The 25,226-nt window shown below is 60.3% G+C and carries 22 protein-coding genes; 4 read left to right on the forward strand and 18 right to left on the reverse strand.

Going from position 1 to position 25,226, the window contains the following annotated elements:
- Window positions 1–21 precede the first annotated feature (21 nt).
- Window positions 22–651: a class I SAM-dependent methyltransferase gene (locus tag HCU66_RS02660; RefSeq protein WP_205886999.1), complete on the forward strand. Its 630-nt coding sequence runs from the start codon at window positions 22–24 to the stop codon at window positions 649–651.
- A gap of 15 nt (window positions 652–666) precedes the next feature.
- Here HCU66_RS02660 and HCU66_RS02665 read toward each other — a convergent pair whose 3' ends face one another.
- From HCU66_RS02665 to HCU66_RS02680, 4 genes are all read right to left on the reverse strand, one after another.
- On the reverse strand, window positions 667–2,919 hold the full coding sequence (locus HCU66_RS02665; protein ID WP_420908034.1) for a glycoside hydrolase: 2,253 nt from the start codon (window positions 2,917–2,919) through the stop codon (window positions 667–669).
- Window positions 2,920–3,019: 100 nt separating this feature from the next.
- Complete coding sequence (locus tag HCU66_RS02670; protein WP_205887001.1) at window positions 3,020–6,073, reverse strand: efflux RND transporter permease subunit; 3,054 nt, start codon at window positions 6,071–6,073, stop codon at window positions 3,020–3,022.
- Window positions 6,070–7,137 (reverse strand): efflux RND transporter periplasmic adaptor subunit, encoded by a 1,068-nt coding sequence (locus tag HCU66_RS02675; protein WP_205887003.1) that lies wholly within the window; start codon window positions 7,135–7,137, stop codon window positions 6,070–6,072. Before HCU66_RS02675 ends, HCU66_RS02670 begins: the two co-directional genes overlap by 4 nt.
- Complete coding sequence (locus HCU66_RS02680) at window positions 7,134–8,237, reverse strand: efflux RND transporter periplasmic adaptor subunit (protein WP_205887004.1); 1,104 nt, start codon at window positions 8,235–8,237, stop codon at window positions 7,134–7,136. Before HCU66_RS02680 ends, HCU66_RS02675 begins: the two co-directional genes overlap by 4 nt.
- A gap of 227 nt (window positions 8,238–8,464) precedes the next feature.
- Between HCU66_RS02680 and HCU66_RS02685 the strand changes: the two genes are divergently transcribed.
- Window positions 8,465–9,625, forward strand: coding sequence for an AAA family ATPase (locus HCU66_RS02685; RefSeq protein WP_205887006.1), 1,161 nt, complete (start codon window positions 8,465–8,467; stop codon window positions 9,623–9,625).
- A 73-nt stretch (window positions 9,626–9,698) separates the two neighbouring features.
- On the opposite strand, the gene HCU66_RS02690 is transcribed toward HCU66_RS02685, so the two are convergent.
- From HCU66_RS02690 to HCU66_RS02705, 4 genes are all read right to left on the reverse strand, one after another.
- Complete coding sequence (locus tag HCU66_RS02690; protein ID WP_205887008.1) at window positions 9,699–10,481, reverse strand: MetQ/NlpA family ABC transporter substrate-binding protein; 783 nt, start codon at window positions 10,479–10,481, stop codon at window positions 9,699–9,701.
- Between the two features lie 263 nt (window positions 10,482–10,744).
- Entirely contained in the window at window positions 10,745–11,677 is a 933-nt protein-coding gene (locus HCU66_RS02695; protein WP_205887010.1) for a sigma 54-interacting transcriptional regulator, read from the reverse strand.
- Window positions 11,678–11,734: 57 nt separating this feature from the next.
- Window positions 11,735–12,316, reverse strand: coding sequence for an alpha/beta hydrolase (locus HCU66_RS02700; protein ID WP_205887012.1), 582 nt, complete (start codon window positions 12,314–12,316; stop codon window positions 11,735–11,737).
- A gap of 366 nt (window positions 12,317–12,682) precedes the next feature.
- Window positions 12,683–13,756 carry a fatty acid desaturase gene (locus HCU66_RS02705; protein WP_205887014.1) on the reverse strand — a complete coding sequence of 358 codons (1,074 nt, stop codon included), beginning with the start codon at window positions 13,754–13,756 and terminating at the stop codon, window positions 12,683–12,685.
- A 100-nt stretch (window positions 13,757–13,856) separates the two neighbouring features.
- Between HCU66_RS02705 and HCU66_RS02710 the strand changes: the two genes are divergently transcribed.
- The gene (locus HCU66_RS02710; RefSeq protein ID WP_205887016.1) at window positions 13,857–14,861 is read left to right on the forward strand and encodes an AraC family transcriptional regulator; all 1,005 of its coding nucleotides are present in this window, start codon (window positions 13,857–13,859) and stop codon (window positions 14,859–14,861) included.
- 81 nt (window positions 14,862–14,942) lie between these two features.
- Here HCU66_RS02710 and HCU66_RS02715 read toward each other — a convergent pair whose 3' ends face one another.
- Together HCU66_RS02715 and HCU66_RS02720 are read right to left on the reverse strand one after the other, a co-directional pair.
- Entirely contained in the window at window positions 14,943–15,308 is a 366-nt protein-coding gene (locus HCU66_RS02715) for a response regulator (RefSeq protein ID WP_205887018.1), read from the reverse strand.
- An 86-nt stretch (window positions 15,309–15,394) separates the two neighbouring features.
- Entirely contained in the window at window positions 15,395–16,081 is a 687-nt protein-coding gene (locus HCU66_RS02720) for a Crp/Fnr family transcriptional regulator (RefSeq protein WP_205887020.1), read from the reverse strand.
- 84 nt (window positions 16,082–16,165) lie between these two features.
- Between HCU66_RS02720 and HCU66_RS02725 the strand changes: the two genes are divergently transcribed.
- The gene (locus HCU66_RS02725; RefSeq protein ID WP_205887022.1) at window positions 16,166–16,684 is read left to right on the forward strand and encodes an Mpo1 family 2-hydroxy fatty acid dioxygenase; all 519 of its coding nucleotides are present in this window, start codon (window positions 16,166–16,168) and stop codon (window positions 16,682–16,684) included.
- Between the two features lie 44 nt (window positions 16,685–16,728).
- Here HCU66_RS02725 and HCU66_RS02730 read toward each other — a convergent pair whose 3' ends face one another.
- The 8 genes from HCU66_RS02730 to oscA all read right to left on the reverse strand — a co-directional run bounded on the left by HCU66_RS02730 (window position 16,729) and on the right by oscA (window position 25,202).
- Window positions 16,729–18,951, reverse strand: coding sequence for a GMC oxidoreductase (locus tag HCU66_RS02730; RefSeq protein ID WP_205887024.1), 2,223 nt, complete (start codon window positions 18,949–18,951; stop codon window positions 16,729–16,731).
- Window positions 18,948–19,460, reverse strand: a complete 513-nt coding sequence (locus HCU66_RS02735) for a sorbitol dehydrogenase (protein ID WP_205887026.1) — start codon at window positions 19,458–19,460, stop codon at window positions 18,948–18,950. The genes HCU66_RS02730 and HCU66_RS02735 overlap by 4 nt, the downstream gene beginning before the upstream one ends.
- The gene (locus HCU66_RS02740; protein ID WP_205887028.1) at window positions 19,450–20,820 is read right to left on the reverse strand and encodes a cytochrome C; all 1,371 of its coding nucleotides are present in this window, start codon (window positions 20,818–20,820) and stop codon (window positions 19,450–19,452) included. The genes HCU66_RS02735 and HCU66_RS02740 overlap by 11 nt, the downstream gene beginning before the upstream one ends.
- A gap of 279 nt (window positions 20,821–21,099) precedes the next feature.
- Window positions 21,100–22,089, reverse strand: a complete 990-nt coding sequence (locus HCU66_RS02745) for a sulfate/molybdate ABC transporter ATP-binding protein (protein WP_205887030.1) — start codon at window positions 22,087–22,089, stop codon at window positions 21,100–21,102.
- Window positions 22,090–22,092: 3 nt separating this feature from the next.
- Entirely contained in the window at window positions 22,093–22,962 is an 870-nt protein-coding gene (gene cysW / locus HCU66_RS02750; protein ID WP_205887031.1) for a sulfate ABC transporter permease subunit CysW, read from the reverse strand.
- Between the two features lie 13 nt (window positions 22,963–22,975).
- On the reverse strand, window positions 22,976–23,794 hold the full coding sequence (gene cysT / locus HCU66_RS02755; RefSeq protein WP_205887033.1) for a sulfate ABC transporter permease subunit CysT: 819 nt from the start codon (window positions 23,792–23,794) through the stop codon (window positions 22,976–22,978).
- Between the two features lie 71 nt (window positions 23,795–23,865).
- Window positions 23,866–24,879: a sulfate ABC transporter substrate-binding protein gene (locus HCU66_RS02760; protein ID WP_205887035.1), complete on the reverse strand. Its 1,014-nt coding sequence runs from the start codon at window positions 24,877–24,879 to the stop codon at window positions 23,866–23,868.
- 140 nt (window positions 24,880–25,019) lie between these two features.
- A complete protein-coding gene (oscA, locus tag HCU66_RS02765) occupies window positions 25,020–25,202 on the reverse strand; it encodes a sulfur starvation response protein OscA (RefSeq protein WP_205887037.1) in 183 nt (60 codons plus the stop codon).
- Between the last annotated feature and the right edge of the window lie 24 nt (window positions 25,203–25,226).

Consider the following 25,226-nt stretch of genomic DNA (forward strand, 5'->3'; position numbering starts at 1 on the left):
TTTTTTTTTGCGCAGCCAACCATGAAACAGACTCCCGCCGACCTGGAGCAGATCACCTCCACCACCCTGGGCCATTACAACGCAGTGGCCGAGGACTTCCGTGAAGGCACTCGCGATCACGATGTCAGCCAGAACATCGATGCCCTGTTGCGGCACATTCAGGGTGAAGCGCCCTTCAGCATTCTCGACTTTGGCTGCGGCCCTGGCCGCGACCTGAAAACCTTCACTCGCATGGGTCACACCGCCGTGGGCCTCGACGGCTCGGAAAAGTTTGCGCAGATGGCGCGGGAGGACAGTGGTTGCGAAGTCTGGCAGCAGGATTTTCTGAAACTCGATTTGCCGGCTGAGCGGTTTGACGGGATTTTTGCCAATGCGGTGCTGTTTCATGTGCCGAGCCAGGAATTGCCGCGAGTGTTGAAGCAGCTGCGCGAGGCGTTGAAGCCGGGCGGTGTGTTGTTCAGTTCAAATCCGCGTGGCGAGAATCAGGAAGGCTGGAACGGGCCGCGTTATGGGGCGTATTACGACCTGGCGGTGTGGCAGGAAATGCTGACCGAGGCGGGGTTTGTGGAGCTGGAACATTATTACCGGCCGGCGGGGCTGCCACGGGAGCAGCAGCCTTGGTTGGCGAGTGTCTGGCGTAAGCCGGTGTAATCAGCTTCCCGTTTTTTAGCGTTGCACGGCGACCTGATAGGTCGCCACGCCCCCCTCCGCATCAAACGCGGTGATACTTTGCCCCGCCAGCCGCTGCCCATCAGCCTCACGTTCGCGCCAATCAAAGTTCGCCACCAACCGTGTCCCATCGGCAAACGTTGTCTGCTGCACCTGACGATCCTCGGTCAGCCAACGAAAATCTGTCATCGCCTGCGTCGCCAGACGCTCATGCAGCGGACGGAAGAAAGCATCCTGACGTGCAATCACCGGTAATCGCTGCTTTAACGTAGCCGCGCTGAGGTGGTAGAGCGGCGGCACGTTGTAGAGCAACTGCGTCAGCTCGTTTTCAACCCGTACATTGCTAAGTTTCAAACTATCGAACAGCCAATGATGGGTACTGATCACCGAGCCGTGGAAAACCGCCTGGTACAGCGGAAGACGGGTTTTCGGTGCAAAGTGAACCGTACGAAAGAGGTCCTTGAGCGGCACGGATTTGAAAAACACCTGCGGCTGTTCATCAGGGAACCAACGGCCCGGGTAATAGGGCGACTTTGGATCTTTCATATCCACATCACCCCAGCCGATCACCGGTGTCTGCATGCCATGCGTGAACAGCACGCCCCGGGATGTGGCGGCGTTGCCGTCTTCGGAACCGGCAGGCAATTGCATTGCCTCGTTCACCCAGCGTGAGGCGTCAATGTTGCCCTCGGCATTTTGCGCCTGAGTCAGGGTGGCGCCCACACGGTAGCTGTCGAACAGCATGCCGCTGGCATAGGCATCGAGAAACCAGCTATTGAACCCGGCCTTGGCCTGAACTGCTCTGATTCGAGCCTCAAGCAATGGCCGCACACAACGCGGATCGGTGTAATGCCCTGATTGCTGGAAACCGCTTTTGAACGCGCCGGTGCTTAAAACAATTGCGCACTCCAGGTTCGCCCGGGAGCCGAGATGCGCGGTGGTCCAGTCCGGATTTTCAGTGATCGCGAGCGCGGTTTCATAGGAGTCGTAAGGCGCTATCAAATAGCCGTTTGCAACACCTTGGCGCACGGTTTCGGGATGCCAGAGACCGCCCTCCCAACCCTCACCGAGGCCTAACCATAAGCGCGGCAACCCGGCAGCCTTCAATTGTTCAAAGGTTCCCGGCGACAGCGTACTGCCCCAGCGTTCAGGGGTAGCGGTCAATGCCTCGGCGAACGCTGTCGCCAGTTGCGCACGCAACTGGCCGTAGCCGTCAGCGAGTTTTTGCATGTCCGGCTCGACGACTGACTGCCAACGGCTTCGTGCCTTTTTGTTCAGCGCGCGGTTGAGGCTGCGCACCAACGTCGTTTGCTGATAAGGCTTGAGCTGCGGTGGGGCATTGACAAGAATCTGCCGGGTTTCAGCGTCGAAACTACCGCGCAACTCACTGGCCAATGCGCCGCTCCCTCTCAAGACCTTCAGCAGCGCCGGCCAACTGCGCACATCGTCAGGTCCAAGCAGGTCGTTGCCCCACAGATAAACATGACTGGCCCCCAGTAGCTTTTTGGCCTCGGGGTTTTTCCGCAGTTTGTCGCTCAAGGTTTCGTATTGCCCATTATCGATCAACCATTGCCGATAGCGCTTGGCACCGGCCAACGGATCGGCATCGCCCAGCGACAACTTGAACGTCAGCGGCGCGCGGGGCTCAAGAGAAGTGAACTCATGACGCGCAGCCAGTGCCAGGGTCTTGTCTTCGGCGCTGAAGCTCAAGCGATTGTTGTAAGGGTTGGTCATCAGCCAGTTCAGCGTGAAACCACCGTGATCAACCCCCCACAGCGGCAAACTCAGGTCTTGGGTGGTGTTGAACGCCCCCTGATCGAGCAAAAAGGTTTGCCACAGCGAATCACCGGCGGGTACGTAACGCCCCTCGGCCAGTGGCCAGATCAGTCCTTTGCCCATGGCACTGCCAGTCTGTTTGAGAAAGCTCAGCTCACCGGGATCGCGGGCCGTGATGGACAGGGACAGGTCACGCTGATCGAGAGTGGCACTCAGCGTCCAGGCGCCGTCATCCCACCGCCAGTCCAGGCGATTGGCGCTTTGCTTGAGGTCACTGACCTTATGCCCAATAACGCCCGAGGAGGCTTGCACGGGCCAATGGTGTGCGGGGATAACGCGGATCGCCAGCGTGGCGGGATCGAGTTCGACGCGCCACAACGAATTTTCCAGCACACTGCCGGCCAGCGTCGAGGGTGAAAAAAACAGAGTGCCGAGCAACAGCACATAGCGCAGACAATAGGTCATCGGTGACATCGCCGTCCCTCCTCCAATTGGAAAGGGACCGTACAACAACGCACCGGCCATGTAAGTAGGACCGTTCCCAAGCTTCACTCGGGAACGCTCCACGCATCCATTACTGCACTTGTTTCTTCGGCTCGCGCACCTTGTACCAGGCCACGTACAGCGCCGGCAAAAACAGCAGCGTGAGCAAGGTGGCGATGATGATCCCGCCAATCATCGCGTAGGCCATCGGCCCCCAGAACACTTCCCGGGCAATCGGGATCATCCCCATGCTCGCCGCCGCGGCCGTCAACAGAATCGGTCGGCGACGGTGTTCCGTGGCATGCAGCACCGCGTCCCACGGCGTGTAACCGTCCTTCTCGAGGGCGTCGATCTGGGTCACCAGGATCACCGAGTTGCGGATGATGATGCCGATCAGCGCCAGAATCCCGAGGATCGCCACGAAGCCCATCGGCGTGCCCGTCGGGATCAGCGCCAGCACCACGCCAATCAGCCCGAGCGGCGCGACGCTGGCCACCAGGAACAGCTTCTGCACGCTGTGCAACTGGATCATCAGGAAGGTCGCCATCAAAAACAGCATCAACGGCACCACCTTGGCAATCGGCCCCTGGGCCTTGCCGCTTTCTTCCACCGTGCCGCCAGTGGCGACTTTGTAGCCCACCGGCAAACCGGCGGCGAATTTGTCGATCTCCGGTTGCAGCTGTTGCACCAGGTCGGTCGGCTGAATCTCGTCGCGCACCGCAGCCTTGATGGTGATGGTTGGCTTACGATCACGACGCCACACCAGTGGCTGCTCCAGTTCGTAGCGCACCGTGGCGAACGCCAGCAGCGGAATCGAGGTGCCGCCGGGGGTGACGATCTGCAGATTCTGCAAAGTTTCCGGACTGCCGCGCTCGGCATCTTCAGCGCGGCCGACCACGTCGATCAGATAGATATCATCATCAACCTGCGTCACCGGCGTGCCGACGACGATGCCGTTCATCAGGTTCGCCACGTCTTCCGACGACAGCCCCAGTTGCCGCGCCTTGTCCTGGGCGATGTCGATGCGCAGCACTTTGCCCGGCTCGTTCCAGTCGTAAATGATCTCGCCGATGTGCGAGTTTTTATCCAGTTCGGTGGCCAGGGCGATCGCGTGTTTGCGCACCTGATCGATGTCCTTGCCGCTGACCCGGTACTGAATCGGCCGCCCCACCGGCGGACCCATTTCCAGGGCCTGGACGTAACTGCCGACACCGACGAACTCTTCACGCAGGCGCTTTTGCAAACGCGCAGTCAGTGCCGTGCGTGATTCCAGGCCTTTGCTGACGATCACCAGTTGCGCGTAGTACGGGTTCTGCAATTGTTGGTCGAGGGGCAGGTAGAAACGGATCGCGCCTTCGCCGATGTAGGTGCTCCAGCGCACGACGTCCGGATCGTCCTTGAGCGTCGCTTCGAGCTTGTCCACCGCCTTGCGGGTTTCGGCAATCGAGGCGTTTTGCGGCAGGTTAAGGTCGACGAGGATTTCCGGGCGGTCCGAAGACGGGAAGAACTGGTTCTGCACGAACTGCATGGAAAACACCGAGAGCAAAAACAGCGCCACGGTGATGCCGATGGCCCACCAGCGATTGCGCATGGCCCAGAGCAGGCCGCCATTGAATGCCCGACCGATGCGCCCAGGCTCGGTGTCGTGAGGTTTCACCTTGGCGCTCAGGATATGCACACCGAGCACCGGGGCGAACAGCACGGCGACAATCCACGACACCAGCATGGCCACCGCGATCACCGCGAACAGGGTGAAGGTGTACTCACCGGCGGAGCTGGCGTTCAAGCCGATCGGTACGAAACCGGCGACAGTGACCAGCGTGCCGGTGAGCATCGGGAACGCGGTCGAGGTGTAGGCGAAGGTGGCCGCTTGCTCTTTGGTTTCACCCATTTCCAGGCGCGTGACCATCATCTCCACCGTGATCATCGCGTCGTCCACCAACAGGCCGAGGGCGATGATCAATGCACCGAGGGAAATCCGCTGCATGGTGATGCCGCTGTATTCCATGAAGAGGAAGACCATCGCCAGCACCAACGGAATCGAACACGCCACCACCAGCCCGGCGCGCACGCCGAGACTGACGAAGCTGACGATCAGCACAATCACTACCGCCTCGAACAAGGCACTGGTGAAGCCGCCGACGGCTTCTTCCACCACGCTGGCCTGGTCGGAAACGTTGTGCACGCCAACCCCCACGGGCAGGTCGGCCGTCAACTCGTCCATGCGCAAGTGCAGCGCCTTGCCGAAGTCCTGAATGTTGCCGCCCTTCTTCATGGCGATCGCCAGGCCAATGGCCGGCTGGCCGTTGAAGCGAAACTCCGGGGTGGCCGGGTCGACGTAGCCACGGCTGATGTCGGCGATATCAGCCAGGCGGTAGAAGCGGTCGTTGAGCTTCAGGTTGACGTTGGCTAAATCTTTCTCAGAGACGAATTGCCCTGAGGTGCGCACCGAAATCCGCTCCGGACCGGCTTCGATCACCCCCGCCGGGGTCACGGCGTTCTGCGATTGCAGGCTCTGCACCACCTGACGCCTATCGATGCCAAGGGCGGCGAGTTTGCGGGGGGAGAAGTTCAGGTAAAAGACTTCATCCTGCTCGCCGACCATCTCGACCTTGCCCAATCCCGGGACTTCACGGATCTCGGCACGCACCTGTTCCACATAGTCGCGCAACTGGCGCATCGACAGGCCGTCGGAGGTAAAGGCATACACCGAACCGAACACGTCGCCGAACTCATCGTTGAAGCCCGGCCCTTGCAGGCCCGCCGGGAAGTCGCCGCGGATGTCGTTGATTTTCTTGCGCACCTGGTACCAGATTTGCGGAATGTCCTTGCCGCTGGTGGTGTCGAGCAGGTTCACGAAAACCGTTGATTCACCGGGTCGGGTGTAGCTTTTCACGTAATCGAGCGAGTCGAGTTCTTCGAGTTTTTTCTCGATCCGGTCAGTGACCTGCTTGAGGGTTTCCTCCTGGGTCGCGCCGGGCCAGCGGGTCTGGATCACCATGGTTTTGATGGTGAACGACGGGTCTTCTTCGCGGCCCAGGTTCAGGTACGAGAACACGCCCATCAGCAGCGCGACAAACATCAAATACCAGACAAACGACTGATGCTTGAGGGCCCATTCGGATAAGTTGAAACTCCCTTTCATTGCGGGCTGTCCTCGTCGATTTTCACTTTCTGCCCCGGTTTGAGGCTGTTCACACCGGCACTGACCACCCGCTCGCCAGCGTTCACGCCGTTGGCCAGGACCACCGTGGCATCGGTCCGGCTGATCAGGTTGACCTCCCGTGGCGCAACGGTTTGCGTCTGCGGATCGACGATCCAGATCCGCAACTTTCCATCGACTTCCTGCAGCGCGCTCACTGGCAGTTCGAGGCGTGGCTTGATCGCGGAACTGAGGGTCACGCTGATCGCCGTACCGAGGCGAAAGCCCGGCGGTGTATCGGTCAGACTCAAACGGGTGCGACGGGTACGGGTCGCACTTTGGGCCTGGGGTTCGATTTCACGCACGATGGCGGTGCTGGTGATACTCGGGTCCAGTTGCGAGGCGACCTGGAACAGCACGTCGTCCGGCAACTGATCGACCAGGGTATCGGGCAGGTCGATCACTGCTTCCTTGATGTCCGGCTGCGCCAGGGTCACCACTTGTTGGCCGGCGGCCACCACTTGCCCGGCTTCGGCGTACCACGCGGTGACAATGGCTTTGTGATCAGTGCGCAGCTCGACGTAGTTGAGTTGATCCTTCGCCTGATCGACCGCGGCCCTGGCTTGATCGAGGGACGCCTGGGTGGTTTTCAGGTCGGTCTGGGCGATGTCCAGTTGCGCCTGGGCGCCGACTCCGCGATTGAACAATTCCTGCTGACGCCGGGCGTTGGCCTGAGCGTTGATGAGCTGCGCCTGGACACGGGCCAGATCACCCTGAGCCGAGCGCAACTGGTTCTGCTGATCGGTGGGGTCGAGGGTGGCGAGCAAGGCGCCCTGCTGCACTTCGGCGCCGACATCGACGTTACGGCTGGCGATACGCCCCGGCACCCGGAACCCGACGTTGCTTTCGTAACGGGCCTGGATGCTGCCGGCGAACCGGCCGAGGTTTTCTTGATTGAGCGCTTTCACCTCAACCGACAATACCGGCCGAACCGGTTCTGGCGGCGCTTCCTCATCGGAGCAGGCGACCAGTAGTACAGCGGCGGACAACAGCAACAGGCGCTTCATGGCTGGGCTCCTGTCGTTGGCGTCTTATAGGTGTTTTCGACAATCTCCACCCGCACGCCCGGATGCAGCAATTGGCCGCCCGCGATGATGACTTTTTCGCCACCGTTGAGGCCGGCGCTGACGATGACCTTACCGGTCAGGTAACGGCCGACGGTGACCGTGTGCAACTGCGCCTTGCCCTCGGCGTCCACCAGCCACACGGCCGGATCGCTGAGGTTTTTGGTCAGGGCTGCCCAGGGCAATTCCACCGCAGTTTTTCCCACGGGCTTGGCGGTGGCGCTCACCACCGACCCGAGCTGCATGCCTTCGGGGAGCCTGTCGAGGCTGACTTTGACTTGCACCGTGCCGGTCTGCGCGGATACCGCTGGCGTGACTTCGCGAACGGTGCCCGTGGTCTTGATCTTCGGGTTATCGAGCAGGCTGACCACAATCGATCGGTCCGACGGCGGCTCGGCCAGCAGCGATTCGTAAACGTTGAACACCGCGTCACGCTCGCCATCCCGGGCCAGGCTGAAAATCGGCACCGTGGCTTGCACAACCTGGCCGACTTCGGCCTGGCGCGCGGTAATCACCCCGGGGGCTTCGGCAATCAGCGCGGTGTAGCTCAGTTGATCGCGGGCGTTGGCCAATTGCGCTTGAGCAGCGGTCAATGCGCTCTGACTGCTGCGCAAGGCGGCCTGGGCGGAGTCGTATTCGCTCTGGCTGGTGTAGCCCTTGGGCAGGAGTTTTTCCTGGCGAACGAAGGCTGCGGCGGTTTGTTTGACCCGCGCCTGTTCGGCAACCACTTGGGCCTGGGCCGAGTCGACATTGGTTTGCAGGTCTTTGGGGTCGAGTCGGGCCAGCACTTGCTTGGCTGAAACCCGGTCACCGACGTCGACCATGCGCTGGATGATCTTGCCGCCCACGCGGAACGACAACTCGGTCTGTACCCGCGCCTGAACGTCGCCGGTGAGGGTCACCGCAGCGGCGTAATCGGTGGGCTTGACCTCTTGCACGAAGACGCGCGGACGGTCCTTCTCGACCTGTGCTTTTTCGCCGCAAGCGGTCAGCAAGGCGAAGAGGCTCAGGCCAAGCACTGTTTTCAATCCGGGACCCACCATGCAGACTCCTTTGCGTTGTACGGGCGTGCCAGCGACGATACGACTGTGAGCTTAGAACAGGGTTCCATGTCTGCACGAGCGATCCTTATACTCCATCGATCGTACCCATGCTCTGCGTGAGAACGCCGCCATGGACGCTCTGCGTCCACTGTGACGCGCAGCGTCACGGGATGCATTCCTTTGCTGCGCGTGGGAACGATCAATGACTCTGCAGCAGGAAGCTTCCCATGCTCAAAACCCTCGCGGTGGCCAATTACCGCTCGATCAATAAATTGGTGATTCCGCTCGAACGGTTGAACCTGATCACCGGCCCCAACGGCAGCGGCAAGTCCAACCTCTACCGCGCCTTGCGGCTGCTGGCGGAAACCGCTCAGGGCGGGGTGGTCAATGGGTTGGCCCGTGAGGGTGGGCTGGATTCGACGTTCTGGGCCGGGCCGGAAAACATCACCCGACGCATGCGCAACGGTGAAGTCCCGGTCGAAGCCACCGTGCGTCACGGGCCCAAGCGGCTGCGCCTGGGGTTTGCCGGTGAAGACTTCAGCTATTCGATCGCGCTGGGCCTTTCGGAGCCGACACAGTCGTTCTTTTCTCTGGACCCGGAAATCAAAAAGGAATGCATCTGGTCCGGGCCGTTCTATCGTCCGGCCAGCCTGCTGGTGGATCGCGACGGCCCGATGATTCGCGCTCGGGAAGGTCGCAGCTGGGAAGTGTTGGCCCAGCACACGCCGAACTTCGACAGCCTGTTCGACCAGGTCGGCAGCTTCCGTACCTCGCCGGAAGTCTTGCAATTGCGTGAGTTCATCCGCCGCTGGCGCTTCTACGATCACTTTCGCAGCGATGCCGATGCCCCGGCGCGACAACCGCAACTGGGCACCCGCACGCCGGTGTTGCACCACGACGGTCGCGATCTCGCCGCGGCGTTACAGACCATCCGCGAAATCGGCGATCCCGAAGCCTTGCAGGCAGCGATCAGCGATGCGTTCCCCGGCGCGAGATTGAACATCGCACCACTGCAGGGTGGGCGGTTTGCGATCGAGTTTTATCAGGAAGGGTTGTTACGGCCGTTGTCCGCCGCCGAGTTGTCGGACGGGACGTTGCGTTATCTGCTGCTGGTCGCGGCATTGCTGACACCCCGGCCGCCGACGCTGATGGTGCTGAACGAGCCGGAAACCAGCCTGCACCCGGACCTGTTGCCGGCGTTGGCACGGTTGATTATCCGAGCGTCCGAACAGTGCCAGGTGTGGGTGGTGTCCCATGCGCGGCGCTTGATCTCGGCGTTGCAGCAGGACCCGGAGTGCAATTGCATTGTGCTGGAAAAGAACTTCGGCCAGACCGGAATGGTCGGGCAGCGGATGCTGGATGAGCCGGCGTGGTATTGGCCTGACTGAGGCACACTGATCGCCGACGCTATCGAAAGCCGTCGGCGTTTGAAACCTTGAAGGGGTTCGGGACGGCGGTGAATCAGAACGCCGGCAGTACCGCGCCGTTGTATTTCTTGTCGATGAACGCCTTCACTTCCGGGCTGGTCAATGCTTTGGCCAGTTTCTGGATGGCGACGCTGTCCTTGTTGTCCGGACGAGCCACCAGGAAGTTCACGTAAGGCGAATCGGCACCTTCGATCACCAGCGCGTCTTTTGCCGGGTTCAAACCCGCTTCCAGCGCGTAGTTGGTGTTAATCATGTCCAGATCGACTTGGTCCAGAACGCGCGGCAGCATGGCCGACTCCAGTTCCTTGAACTTGAAGTTGTGCGGGTTCTTGGCGATGTCTTTCGGGGTGGCCAAAGCGTTTTTCGGGTCTTTCAACTCGATCAGGCCAGCCTTCTGCAGCAGGATCAGGGCACGGCCGCTGTTGCTGCCTTCGTTCGGGATGGCGATGGTGGCGCCGTCCTTCAGCTCAGCCAGGCTTTTGACTTTCTTCGAGTAGCCGCCGAACGGTTCGACGTGCACGCCGATCACAGTCACCAGGTTCGTGCCTTTGCCTTCGTTGAAGCTTTTCAGGTACGGCAGGGTCTGGAAGTAGTTGGCGTCCAGACGCTTCTGGTCGACCTGCACGTTCGGCTGAACGTAGTCGGTGAAGACTTTGATCTCCAGGTCCACGCCTTCTTTGGCGAGGGTTGGCTTGATCAGTTCCAGAATCTCGGCGTGTGGGACCGGTGTCGCCGCCACCACCAGTTTCTCGCCAGCCTGGGCCAGGCCCGCGGTCAAGGCAGCCGCCAATGCGGTGAACAACAGAACCTTTTTCATGCAGTGTCCTTATCGAAAATCACGGTCGTCATCGACGACGGCTAAATGTTTAGGTGCCAGTGAAGTGCTATCGCTGGCGTGACGCGGACAATACCGGGATTTTTTATTCCCGAACAATATCTTTTATTCACTTTCATATTCCATTTTGTTTATACAGTCCAATCCACGAACGACCCTGTAGGAGCGAGGCTTGCCCGCGAAGAGGGAGTGTCAGCCGACATCAATATTGCCTGGCACACCGCTGTCGCGAGCAAGCTTCGCTCCTACAGAAGCCCCGTGGTTTTGAGCAGGTCTTTCAAGGCCTCTTTTTCGGCGGCGGAGCCGCTGCCGAGGATTTTTTTCAGTTGCTGCTCGATCTGTAGCAACGATGCCGGCGCCTCGGGCAGATTCAAATGCTCCGGCAAAATCTCATCGCCAGTACTCACCAGCAGCGCAAAGTGAATGACGTTTTCCAGCTCCCGGGTGTTGCCCGGCCAACTGTGTTGCTCCAGCAGATGCTGCGCGGCTTCGCTGATCAGTGGCACCGGCAGGTCGAGGCGCTGGCTGTAGATGCCGAGGAAGTATTCGGCCAGCGATAAAATATCGCCCACCCGCTCACGCAAGGCCGGCAGTTTGAGCTGGCCCTCGCTGAGATAGTGATAAAGCCGCTCATGGAATTTTCCGGCCGCCACTGCCTGGGCCAGATCGATGCTGGTGGCCGCCACCAGACGCACGTCCACCGGGCTGGGCTGGTGTGCGCCGACGCGGATGACTTCGTGATTTTCCAGGGCCGCCAGCAACTTGATCTGGATCGGCAGCGGCAGGTCGCCGATCTCATCCAGATACAGGGTGCCGCCGTTGGCCGAGCCGAACCAGCCGGCACGACTGCTGGCCGAACCGCTGTAACTGCCGGCGGCATAGCCGAACAGTTCAGCATCGGCGTAAGTCGGGCTGATCGCGCCGCAATTGACGGACACGAACAACCCGCCACGATCACTGGCGCGATGGATGTGCCGTGCCAGCAGTTCTTTACCGCTGCCGGTTTCACCGCGAATCAACACTGAGATCGAACGTGGCGCCAGCTGTTCCAGCTCCTGGCGCAACTGCCGGGAACGCGGATCGACAAACACCAGCGCCTTGGCACGGATGCTCAGCGGGCTTTTCTCCGCATCGGGAAAGGTCAGCAATGGCTGACCGAAGGTTTCATGCAAGCTCATGGCAGACTCCCGCCCAAAACCGCCGGGAGACGGGGGCGTTGTAAAAAAAGAAAGGGCTCAAGCGCGACGCAGGGCGTGCTGTTCCATGCGGTTTTGCAGGCGATAGAGATACGCAAAACCCTGCTCCCAGCGCCGGTGACCGGACTTCACGTTGATGTGCCCTGCCCCCGACAAAATCCCCGCCTCTGCGCCCCACTGGCGTGCCAGTTCCAGCGCACGTGGCGCGCTCACGGCGGCGTCGTTGTCAGAGCTGACGACCTGGCTCGGGAATGGCAGTAAATGGTTCGGGATCGGCGCGAAGTTGCGCAGGGCCGGTGCGCAGGCCGGGCGCTCGACGTCTGCCGGCGCGACCAGCAACGCGCCGCGAACCTGACGCAAAAATTGCAGCGGCGCGGTGGCCGCCCAATGGGCAACGGTGATGCAACCCAGGCTATGGGCAATCAGAATCACCGGCGTGCTGTCGGCGGCAATCGCTTCGGCCAACGCTGCGACCCAGTCTTCACGACGAGGCGTCAGCCAATCGGCCTGCTCCACCCGCGCGCTGTTTGGCAGGCTGTTCTGCCAGTGGGTTTGCCAATGATCTTCTGGCGATCCTTGCCAGCCCGGCACAATCAGGTAGCGAATTGATTCGTTGCGCATGGGGGAGCTCTCCTGCCGCGTATCTGTTCCCGATCGAGTATAGGGAGGAGAGTTATACTCGTTAAGGAATAAGAAGCTATTTATTAAGACCCATATAGAATATGCGTGTTTTCCCGAGCAATAAAAAAGGGGCCGCACCCTGCCAAGGAGACGGCCCCGGAAACTCAAAATCTGTTTGCGCAAACGACATCGCTGGAAGGCGATAATTGGTCAAAACGGTTATCCAATAAAGGAATATTTAATTACTTTATTAGGCCAAAATCGCATATAACTGCAATGACCGCCAAGCCATCACTGCTTGCGTCACAACGTAGCGTCCCTTTGGGTCAAATTGATGACCAGGGTTTGAGTTTCCGAATGCATCTTTCAAACCTGAGCGGCACGCACCTCCTGCATCGCTGAAGTGTCCTTGCGCACAAACCGGTTCGCCCGTCCGAACGTCCCGAAATCATTGAACCGCACGCCCATCTCGCGCATCACCGCATGCGCCACCGGGACGGTCATCTGGCGGATGTAAAACGGCTCTTTCACCACAAAATGATGGATCCCGTGGCTGCTGCCGAAGTTGAAGCAGAACGCCTGCAACGGCCACATCCACCAAGGGTTCAAGACCTGAGTCTGCTGAATCACATTCCCCGGCTCCACGTCGCCGTAGTAATGCATGTTCGAGCTGACAAAGTGCAGGCAGAACGTGCGCAACACATTCGGGCCGATGATCACCACGGCAGCGATATCGATCACCTGCATCACCGCCAATGTCGTCGCCGACCAGTCGATAGACGCACCCAGCAGATGCGCGATGCCGTTGACGGCGTGAAAACCGAGGAACACGTACCACGCCCCCCAATGCATCAGCGCCAGCGGTGCATAAACCTTCAGAAAACGCTTGAGGATGCTGAATTTATGCGCCCGGGTCTTGGCCCGCAGCAGGCGGATGAATGCCGACATCACGTTGTCGCCGACCATCAACAGCCGCGCAAAACCCCAAGGCTCACCGTTGGTGATCGCCCGCTCTTCCATGTCGGCTTCAGTGCCGGACACCTTGTGGTGGTTGAGGTGCAAATGGCGGCGGATCCAGGGGTTGATGGTGCTCGGTCGCGCCAGCCAGACCAGGCCCATCATCAGGTTGTGCGGTATGCGTTGCTTGCGAAAATACAGGCTGTGGATCAGGTCATGCTCCAGCTCATGGGTCAGCGAGGCGAAAAACGCGTTGAGCAACAGGCATGCCCACCAGGCCATGTACCCGCTGATGTAGAGCGCTGCCGAACCGATCATCCCGGCCAGGGCGAAGGCCAGGATGCCCGCGCCCAAGGCGTCCTGATGGTTGAGAATCGGGTAGCGCTGACGCAATTCGACGCCCTTGGCCAGCACCACCTGGCGAATATGCGCTGATCGCTGTGCTGCATTCAGTCGCTGGGGACTTGCAGAAGTACCGTCCATGCTTCCATCCTCTGGTTATTGATGCTCGCATCCTGCCCTGTAATGCTTAACTGAACGGTAGCCGTGAACGCCAACCTGTTGACTGGACGCGCCAATCGACATGACTGAACCGACCTCCCTCGCCAGCTGGACCCGTGCCCTGCGCAAGCAGCTCGATGCGCTGGGGCTCGACAGCGCCGCCCTGTGCCAACAGGCAGGGCTCGACCCGCAGTTGATGGACGACCCGAACGCCCGTTACCCGTTGTCGGGCACCACGCGCCTGTGGGAAATCGCGGTGCAGGTCAGTGGCGACCCGGCGATTGGCTTGCGGGTGTCGCGGTTTGTCAGCCCGACCACGTTCCATGCGCTCGGGTATGCATTGGTGGCCAGCGGCAGCTTGCGGGAAGTGTTCGAGCGCATCGTGCGTTATCACCAGGTGGTCAGCGATGCGCTGGACCTGGAGTTGACCCGCGCCGAGGATCGCTACCGCTTCCGCCTGAAAATCCCCCAAGGCAACCCCGCGCCAGCCTTCGAAGCCATTGACGCCTTCGCGGCGATTTACGTGCGCACCTGCCGTAACCGGCTGGGCCGTGACTACGCGCCGCTGGCGGTTTATCTGCGCCGTCCGGAACCAGCCGACCCGCATCAATGGCACAAAGTGTTCCGTTCGCCGGTGTATTTCGCCGCCGAGGAAGACCGACTGGAATTCGCCCTGGTGGATTTCGACAGCCACCTGGACGATGCCAACCCGGAATTGGCCGAACACAACGAAACCGTGCTCGAACGCACCCTGACGCAACTCAAACTCCTGACCTGGGAGCGCAAGGTTCGCGATGCCATTGAAGAGCAATTGCCCGAGGGCGAACCGTCGGCCGAACGCATCGCCCAAGCGCTGCACTTGAGTTTGCGCAGCCTGCAACGGCACTTGGCAGACGAGGGTTGTCGGTTCGATACGCTGCTCAACGAAAGTCGGGAAAACCTGGCGCTGCTGCATCTGCGCGACCCGCAATGCTCGTTGAGCGAGGTCAGTTATCTATTGGGATTCGCCGACACTAGCAGCTTCAGCCGCGCGTTCAAGCGCTGGACCGGGATGACCCCGGGGCAGTTTCGGGATGGGTTGCGGTGATAGATCCGGAAGGCGTGTCGGGTTTTCCGGCCCCATCGCGGGCTTGCCCGCGATAGCGATGTCTCAAACACCACAGAACCACTATCGCCCCCGATCCCGCCGCAACACCTTGCGCACCCGCTTCACCAGCTCGCTGACGGTAAACGGCTTGAGCAGGTAATCATCCTCATGCAACTCCAACCCGCGCAGCCGGTCCTCGATGCCGTCCGTGGTGGTGAGCAACAGCACCGGTGTATCGCCGAGCTTGCGGATCTGCTGCAGCAACTGCCAGCCGTTGAGCCCCGGCAGCATCACATCGAGGATGATCAATTCATATTCGCCAGATTCGATAAAGCGCCGGCCGTCCATGCCATTGAGCGCTACATCCACCGCATAACTCGCTTCGCTCAGGCCTTTGGCCAGGAGGCTGGCGGTCTCGGGTTCGTCTTCCACTAACAGCACACGCATGGCACACCTCGATTGTCGTCTTCACAGGCTAGGCGCGTTCATGGACAAAGCCCATCAATAAAATCGACAGCGCCTGCAAGTGCACATCAAACCACCGCCAACTCCCGCAACCGCTGCGCATCCAGAATCTCGATCTCGCCATACCTGAGATTCAGAATCCCCTGCCCCTGCAAGTCCTTGAGGATCTGGTTGGTGGTCTGGCGCGACAGCGACAGCATTGACGCCAGTTGCTCCTGGGGCAGTTGCAGCACACGGCGCGGCAGGTCGATTTCACCATAACCCTCGGCAATCATCAGCAAGCGATGAGCCAGGCGTGCAGGAGCTGGCAACAGGCTCAGCTGTTCGAGGTTGATGAAGGTCAGGCGCAGTTTGTGGCTCATCAATAATGCCAGTTGCCGCCAGTACACCGGGTGTTCGTCGAGTAACGCCAGCAGCGTCGTTTGCGGGATGTGCAACAGGATGCACTGGCCCACGGCATAGGCATCATGGGTTCGCGGCTGACTATCGAACAGACAGATTTCGCCGAACCAGTGCGGTGGCTCCACCAGACTCAACAGCGCTTCCTTGCCCTGCTCGCTCACCGCGCCAATGCGCACCGCCCCTTCGAGCACCGCGTACACCCCGCAAGGGGGATCACCGCGCTGGAACAGCCGCTGCCCCGGCGACAACCGCCGAACCCGGGCGATTGTCAGCAGACTATCCTGTAAAGAAACAGGTAAATGACTGAACCACTGCCCCATCATCAGGCGCGAACGCCAAACCTGCATGTCCATGAAAACTCCTGGAGATTGTCGCCTGGCTGACAGAGCGAGAGATGAACCCGGGGCATCATCCATCACCCTACAGGAGGAATAACAATGAAAAGCCTCGTTGACCATCTCAGTCAATACGCCGCCTACCACCGCGACCCGCGCAATATCGCCAGCCACTTCGTGGGTATTCCGTTGATCGTGGTGGCGGTGGCCGTGCTGCTGTCGCGTCCGCAATGGGCCGGGGGCTGGCTGTCACCGGCAGTGCTGGTGTCACTGGCGTCGGCGTGGTTTTACCTGAGGCTGGAATTGCGGCTGGGGGTATTGATGACAGTATTGCTGGGCCTGTCTGTCTGGCTGGGGCATGTGCTTGCGCAGCAGAGCACGTTCATCTGGCTTGCCAGCGGCATCGGGATGTTTGTGGTGGGATGGGCGATTCAGTTTGTCGGTCATCATTACGAGGGACGCAAACCGGCGTTTATCGATGATGTGACGGGGTTGATTGTCGGGCCGTTGTTTGTGGTGGTGGAAGCAGGTTTCCTGTTGGGGCTTCGGGGCGAGCTGAAACGAGCCATCGAAGAACGCGCCGGGCCAGTGGCCTTGCGCAACCACCACTCTGCCGCCTGAAAAAAGAGAGCGGTAACGGATCGATGCCGTTACCGCTCCTGGCTTCACAGCGCGCCGAACTCGACCCGGATCGTCAGCGCGCCCGTATTGTCAGTCAGGCCGGCCCCGTAACGCCCTGTCAGGTCATCATTGATGCACAATTGCAGCTCCCCTTGCTGGCCGTTTGGAACCTGCGCCAGATCACCGACCAGGAATGGTGTTCCACCGTTGCCCACTCGACCGATCAAGGCGCCTTCCGCCGCACCGGGCAGCGTATAGCTGTCATAGCTGATGTGCCTCGAACCGCCGTTTCCATCCACATTGCCGCCTTGCGGGCTGGCACACCATAGCCCACTGACGTAGCGAACCAGGCGCGGCACCAGCCCGTTGACCTGTACACCGGTGCCCTGCCAGGCCTTGTTGGCCTGGACCTGCATCGTCACCGCCTTCAGATCGTTGGCCACGGTGTCCCCGACCTGGAACGACAACGCGGCAATCGTCAGGCTCGGGTTCGAGGTCCCGGTGCTGGGGAAGACGCCATCGCCCACCAGGAACAGGTTCTTGTGGTCCCAACTGCGCTGGTATTTGTCGACTACCGATTTGGTTGGATCATCGCCCATGCGATAGGTCCCCATCAGGTGCCCGGCGCCCTGGAAGCTGTAATCGTCACCTTTGTATGTGAATGTCCCTTTGCCAATGGGTGCCGTCAGCTCCACGGCACCGAGCAGGTCCTTGATGATGTGGGTCGCCAATATCTTCGCCTGCCTGAAACCTTCCTTGGTGTAATCGGACAGGTCGTAGTGGATTTCCGGCCGAAGAATGCCGAGCCCATCCTTATAGTTATCCGTCGAAGGCACGATGTAGCTATTGGATTGGTCGGGATGGTCCTCCACCTGCTCCACCAAAAATCCGATCCGAAACTGGCGGATAAACAGGCCGTTGAGCCTCTTGATCAGTGCCGTGCCGTAAAGCGCTTCACTGGGCGGCGGCGGTGTCTCTTTCGATGGCAACGGGTTGGTGCAGCTTGTGTTCGTCCCGTCGATAAAATCGGCCACGGTGACGTAAGGGTCGCCAACCGGCCAGTTCCAGCCCTCGTTGCCGATTTCGATGCGCCATGCCGCTCGCTGGCTGCGAAAGTCGCCGTCACGCAGGCTCTCAATGCCCGCCGTGGACAACGGGCCGCGATACGGGAAAACCGTCTTGCCTTCAGGCATCAGCCCCCATGCCAGGTAAATCGGATGGTCGGACAAACTGCGTCCTACCTGCCCGCTGCTATTGGCCACTCCTCTGGGCCAGGCCGGGCTCTTGGAGTTGAGCAACAATTTAGGGGTTTCAATTGCATGGGCAGCGATCACGTAACGCTGCCCGATGGCCACGCCGGTTCCCGTCTGCGGCCCCTCGCCAAGCTGATACTGAATGAACTCCACACCATTGATATTGCTGTCCGTTCCCACTGTCACTTTGCTCGCCACGGTCCTGTACAGCACGCGGACCTTGCCGGTGGCCAGGGCTTTGTTCATGGTCACGGTCGCGTCGTACTTGGCCTGGATCGGGCAGATCGGCGTGCAGTTGGTATTGCCAGCACACACCCGGCGCCCGGCGTAGGGCTGGGAGTTGCGCCCCGCCGGCGTCGGGCTGACCACCAACGGCAAGCCGTCGAACGTCTGCCCGGTCACGGCGCTGACAAAACTGCCATCAACCAGCGACAACGGAATGCTGTGCATCGGGAATGAATAACCTTCGGGAAAGGTCATGCCCAGATAGGCCTGGTCGGTGACATTGGCCGCCACACCGATCTCTGCTTCCGCCCGACAGTAGGCACTTTGCAGATCGTCATAGCCGATCGGCCAGTCCACCCCGACGCCATACTTGGTCTTCAGGCGAAAATCGTTCGGCACCATGCGCAGGCACGTCCCGACCCAATGCCAGGTCGTCCCGCCGCCCACCCGCTCATAGGTGCTGTTGAAGGGCAGCGGGCCTTTTTGTACCAGGTAGCTGACTTGCGGCTGGTCCCAGCCAAGGATCAGGTCGGCGATGGTGGCCCGAGGGGCATTTTCCTTGGTCGGGTCACGCGGCGTATCCAGGCTCGACACCGGAGGGTAAGGCGATTCCGGGGTTTTCAGCGTCGAAGTGTAGAAGCGTTCCATGTATTGCGAGCGGTTGGCGGGAATCTCAGGGCCGGACTCGAGCACTAGCACCTCCACCCCGGCCATGCCCAGTTGATAAGCGATGATGCTACCGGCCAGGCCTGCGCCAACGATCACTACGTCCGCTTGTTCGATACTCATGACGCGGCTCCTTTCTGCGAGTTGGCGGGTACCCCGATGTAATCCTCAAGGCTCGGCGGCGTGGTGTTCCAATAGCCGAAAAACATCTCGCTGTAGCCCATGGGATGGGCCTGGGCAATTTTCCAGGCCCAGCTGTGGATGTAGGCCTGATCGGAAACCACCGTCGAATCACCCTTTTTGAAATTTCCTGCGTCATAAGGCTGGTACCAGACACCCAACAACCACAGCTTCATGATCGAACGCGCCGCTCGGGCCGTTTGGGTGGTCGCCGGTAGCGTCCCATTCATCAGTACCGCCTGGGCGATCCGGTCCGGGGGCTCAAGGTCCGCCGCCAGCGTCGCGTACTGAGTCAGCAAGGCGTTGAGCACATCAGGCGTGATGCGCGGCGTGATGAACTCGAGAAAGATCGGCGGCAAGCCCACCTGGTCGATGGCCGGTGCCAGTCGATCGGCGGGAATGCCAGTGAGGGCCGATGAAAGGCCAACGAAGTTCTGCAGATCACTGCTCATGGCTGACTCCTTGTCCACCCGTGGACTGTGCGCGTTCAAGCAGGTAGGTGAAATCCGCGAAGCTGGTGCGCGGGGATTCGGTGACGTGGGTGGCCGCATTGCCATGGCAAGCCATGCAGCTGGAAGATGTCTGGGGCACCGTGCCCTGGATGTAGGTTTCCAGCGTGGCGTTGGCCAGGAACAAAGGCGCAGGGCTGCCCAGTGGGTTGGTCGCCAATATCTGGCAATTGGGCTGTGGAGGGGCTGACGGCCACTGGGTGCTGATCAATTGATAGTTCGCCCAGACGCTCTGCGGATTGACCGTCCGCAACAGGGCCTGGTACGTGCTGTTCAGGGTTTTGGTGGCATCGGTCAGCGGCGCGTCACGCTCGATCTGCGAGGGCGTCGCCTTGACTGCCGGGTTCCACGGCCGTGGCGGAGGCTGGTTGACTTCGCTCTTGCTGTTGGCGTTGTAGAACAGGTACGGGCCCACCCGCTGGGCAGGAGGCGTGGATTTCTCCGGTACGTTTTTCACATGTTCAAAGGTTGACCACACCCACTGCGCGGCATTGGCGGTCTTATGAACGATGTGCAACCCCACCAGCCCGACCGGCTCGGCTACGCACGATTCCTCGACAATCGGCCCATGACTCGGATCGCTGTTGCCCGGCGTATAGACCAGCGCATCGACGGCGTGGAAATCCTCTCGGCGATCATTGGGGCCAAGCACTTTCCACGACGCCTTCACCATCACCGCACCCACCTGTTTCGTCTCGGCGGAGCCACAACTGAAAGCCACGGCGTTGCTCGGGTTTGCGGCGAAAAACTTCTGCTGCCCTTCGATGCTGTACAGCCCGTTGTTGACAATCCCGTCGAACATCGATTGGTTGACCACGATTTCGTTGCGCGTATAGACGCCGTTCTGATCCACCAGCGGGCCGCTCTCGAAGGGCTGGATAAACTCATCCAGCACATCGGGCACCTTGCCCATCTGTTGCAACAGGCGACCAGGCTTGAGCGACTTGCACGCTTCGGGGAGAGTTGCCGGGGCATTCCAGGGCAGCGGTGTCTGGCCCTTGGCCCGGAAGATCTGGTAGCTCTCCTTCCAGCTTTCCCACACCGTGGCTCCATCCTGCTTGCCGATGGGGGTGCCGGTATCTGGATCACCATTGTCCAGTGCCGGCCAGTTCAGGGCGATGAAGGTCTGCCACGACAAGTCATCGAAATTGGCCTGCAGGCTGGGCAGAGAAACGGGTTGGGTAACCGTGACATCGAAGGGTATCTGCGGCGACAGCGAGGGGGCGGCACTGGCGCACGGGCTCAGCAAAACGCTCAACAAGGCACAACCAAACGGGCCATGCCGACTGACTTCCTTTCTCATGCTTCATCTCCTTGGCATCAGGGCGCCAGGAGATAACACCGGTCCGTCATGGACTCTCACTGCCTCCTGGCAAGTCAGAGTCTAGGTAGGGTTTGAGGCAAAAAAATTGCCCGAGTAGAACCGATCGACGCAAGGCCGGGCGGTGTTATTACAGATTGGGTAGGTGTTCTTGGAGACGCTCGCGAGCAGGCTCGCTCCCACAAGGACTTTGGGTGCCGACAGATTTGTGGTCAACACCGATCCACTGCGGGGGCGAGCCTGCTCGCGATGCTTTTGACCTTAGAGGTTGCCGACTTTCTGCCAGACCTTCGGCTTGAAGAACAGCGTCTCGCCCTTCGCCAATCCAACCAGGCTATCGTGATCCTTCACCACTTCCGCCTCGATCAGCTCGCTTTGGCCTTCGACCTTCAGCGTCACCCGCGTGGTGGCACCCAGCGGACGAATATCGCGCACTTCAGCGGCGTGGTGGTCTTCCAGTTCATGGCGCGACAGCGACACTTCGTGTGGACGGAACAGCACGTGCCGGTCTTCACCCAAATGCAGACGATTCGAATCGCCGAGGAAGTGATAGACGAAATCACTGGCCGGGTTTTCATAGACGTCACCCGGCGAGCCGATCTGCTCGATCACACCCTTGTTCATCACCACGATCCGGTCGGCCACTTCCATCGCCTCTTCCTGATCGTGGGTCACGAAGACCGAGGTCAGGTTGATGTCTTCGTGCAGCCGTGCGAGCCAGCGACGCAGCTCTTTACGGACCTTGGCATCGAGGGCGCCAAAAGGCTCGTCGAGCAACAGCACTTTCGGCTCTACCGCCAAAGCACGGGCCAAGGCGATGCGCTGACGCTGGCCGCCGGAGAGTTGTTCCGGGTAGCGATCGGCCAACCAATCCAGTTGCACCATGTTCAGCAGTTCGTGGACTTTCACCGCGATCTGGCTTTCGTTCGGACGCTGGTTTTTCGGCTTCATGCGCAGGCCGAACGCGACGTTGTCGAACACCGTCATGTGCCGGAACAGGGCGTAGTGCTGGAACACGAAGCCAACGTTGCGATCCCGCACGTCGTGGCCGGAGACATCTTCGCCGTGGAACACGATGTTGCCCTGATCCGGGGTTTCCAGGCCGGCGATGATCCGCAGCAGCGTGGTCTTGCCACAACCGGACGGCCCCAGCAGCGCCACCAGCTCGCCGCTTTGAATGTCCAGGCTGATGTTGTCCAGCGCCTTGAACGCGTGGAAATTCTTGCTGACGTTACGCACTTCGATCGACATGACTTATTCCTCCGCGGCGCTGGCGCGCAGGCGGTTAATACGGTTTTCGCTCCACTGCTTGAGCAGCAGGATGAAGAGCGCCAGGATCAGCAACAGGCTCGCCACGGCGAACGCGGCCACGTGGTTGTATTCGTTGTAGAGAATCTCGACGTGCAGCGGCAAGGTGTTGGTCACCCCGCGAATGTGCCCGGAAACCACCGACACTGCACCGAACTCACCCATGGCCCGGGCCGTACACAGCACCACACCGTAGATCAGGCCCCATTTGATATTGGGTACGGTGACGTGCCAGAACATCTGCCAGCCATTGGCGCCGAGCAGGCGCGCGGCCTCCTCTTCCTGGGTGCCTTGTTCCTGCATCAGCGGGATCAGTTCACGGGCCACGAACGGCACGGTGACAAAAATCGTCGCCAGCACAATGCCCGGCAAAGCGAAGACGATCTGGATGTCGTGGTCCTGCAACCATGGGCCGAACAGACCCTGGGCGCCGAACATCAACACATAGACCAGACCCGCGATCACCGGCGACACCGAGAACGGCAGATCGATCAGGGTCACCAGCATGCTCTTGCCGCGGAACGAGTATTTACTCACGCACCACGCCGCGCTGACACCGAACACCAGGTTCAGCGGCACCGAAATCAGCACCGCAATCACCGTGAGTTTCAGCGCCGACAAAGCGTCCGGCTCGAAGATAGCCGTAAAGAACGCACCCAGCCCCAGCTTCAGGCCCTGGGACACCACGATGAACAGCGGCAGCAACAGAAACATCGCAAAGATCAACCAGCCCAGGACAATCAGGATTCGCCGCGACGTGGCACTGCCACGGCGGGCGGCGTTCGAGGAGGCCGCTGCAATAGACGATTGGGACATTTTTCGCGCCTCCTTATGGGGTTTCGATGCGCCGCTGCAACAAGTTGATCAGCAGCAACAAGACAAAGGAAACCACCAGCATCAGTACACCAATGGAGGTGGCGCCGGTGTAATCGTACTGGTCGAGTTTGACCATGATCAGCAGCGGCAGAATTTCGGTTTTCATCGGCATGTTGCCGGCGATGAAAATCACCGAACCGTACTCGCCGACCCCGCGGGCAAAGGCCAAAGCGAAACCAGTCAGCCAGGCTGGGAGCAGCGCCGGCATCAGAATATGACGGAAAACCTGCAGCGGTTTTGCCCCCAGGCACGCCGCCGCCTCTTCCACTTCACGGGGGATATCGGCCAGTACAGGCTGTACCGTACGTACTACGAATGGAAGTGTCACGAAAGTCAGCGCCAGGGTGATGCCCAGGGGGGTGTAGGCGATCTTGAAGCCCAGGTCCGCCGCGAACTGACCCACCAGGCCTGTGGGGGTGTACAGCGCGGTGAGCGCGATACCGGCCACGGCGGTGGGCAATGCGAACGGCAAATCGATCATCGCATCGATGACTTTGCGCCCCGGGAAGGTGTAGCGCACCAGCACCCAGGCCAGCAGCGTGCCGATCACGCCGTTGATGATCGCGGCGTACAATGCCGTGCCGAAGCTCAGCTTCAACGCCGCCAGCACCCGAGGGGCCGAGATGATTGCCCAGAACTGGTCCCAGGTCAGTTGAGCGGCGTGCACGAACATCGCCGCCAGTGGAATGAGCACAATCAGGCTGAGGTACACCAAGGTGTAGCCCAGCGTCAGCCCGAAGCCGGGTATGACGGGGGAGATACGACGCGACATAAAAGTCCTTGGTTGAGAACGCACTAAGCCCCAACGGTGAAGTCGGGGCCCGTTGGCTGATCTATTTCAGGTTACTGCGCCTGGTAGATCTGATCGAACACGCCACCGTCATTGAAGAATTTCGGTTGCGCGGTTTTCCAGCCGCCGAAGTCCTTGTCGATGGTCACCAGTTCCAGGGTCGGGAACTGCTTGGCGTACTTGGCGGCCACGTCCTTGTCACGTGGACGATAGAAGTTTTTCGCCGCGATTTCCTGGCCGGCCGGGCTGTACAGGTGCTTGAGGTACGCTTCGGCGAGCTCGGTGTTGCCCTTTTTCTCGGCGTTCTTGTCGACCACGGCCACCGGTGGTTCGGCGAGGATCGACAGCGACGGCACAACGATGTCGAACTTGTCGGCGCCGCCGTCTTCTTTCAAGGCCAGGAAGGCTTCGTTTTCCCAGGCCAGCAACACGTCGCCCTGACCGTTGTTGACGAAGGTGATGGTCGAGCCGCGAGCGCCGGTGTCCAGCACTGGCACGTGTTTGAACAGGGTCTGCACGTACTCTTTGGCCTTGGCTTCGTTACCGCCGTTGGCTTTCAGGCCATAGGCCCAGGCCGCGAGGAAGTTCCAGCGTGCGCCGCCGGAGGTTTTCGGGTTCGGGGTGATGACTTCCACGCCGTTCTTGGTCAGATCGCCCCAGTCCTTGATGCCTTTCGGGTTGCCCTTGCGCACCAGGAACACGATGGTTGAGGTGTACGGCGTGCTCGCTTGCGGCAGACGCTTCTGCCAATCCACCGGCAGGGACTTGCCGAGTTTGGCGACTTCGTCGATGTCACCGGCCAGGGCCAGGGTCACCACGTCGGCCCGCAGACCGTCGATCACTGCGCGAGCCTGTTTACCTGAACCACCGTGGGATTGCTGGATCTTCACGTTGTCGCCAGCGTGATCTTTCTTCCAGAAGTTAATGAACTCGGCGTTGTAGTCCTGATACAGCTCACGGGTCGGGTCATACGACACGTTGAGCAGTTCGTAATCCTTGGCAACCACGGAACCAGCAAAAAGGGCACTGGCCAGGGCGGCCAAAGCAAAATGACGAATCGACGACATGGTGAAAGCTCCTGGAATTCTGGGTGTGGTGGCTTTTTCTTATGGTCTGGAACGGGTTGCCCGTACAAAAGATCGCAGCCTTCGGCAGCTCCTACGGGAGATTGCGTGCTTCTGTCGGAGCCGCCGCAGGCTGCGATCTTTTAGCTCGACTTATTGGCCGGATGCTGCAAACGGAATTTCTCTTTGCGTTCGATCTGGACCACCTGGGCGTTGTGCACGGTGATCTCCACAGCACCAAAGCGCAGATCGCGCAGGGCACTCTGGATTTCACGCAAAATGGTGGCTTCGTCCTGCCCGTCAACACTGCGTAGGGATGCGCTCATGGTGCTGCTCCTTTAATGAGATAT

It is taken from the genome of Pseudomonas frederiksbergensis (assembly GCF_017114915.1).
GTDB classification, from domain to species: domain Bacteria; phylum Pseudomonadota; class Gammaproteobacteria; order Pseudomonadales; family Pseudomonadaceae; genus Aquipseudomonas; species Aquipseudomonas frederiksbergensis_I.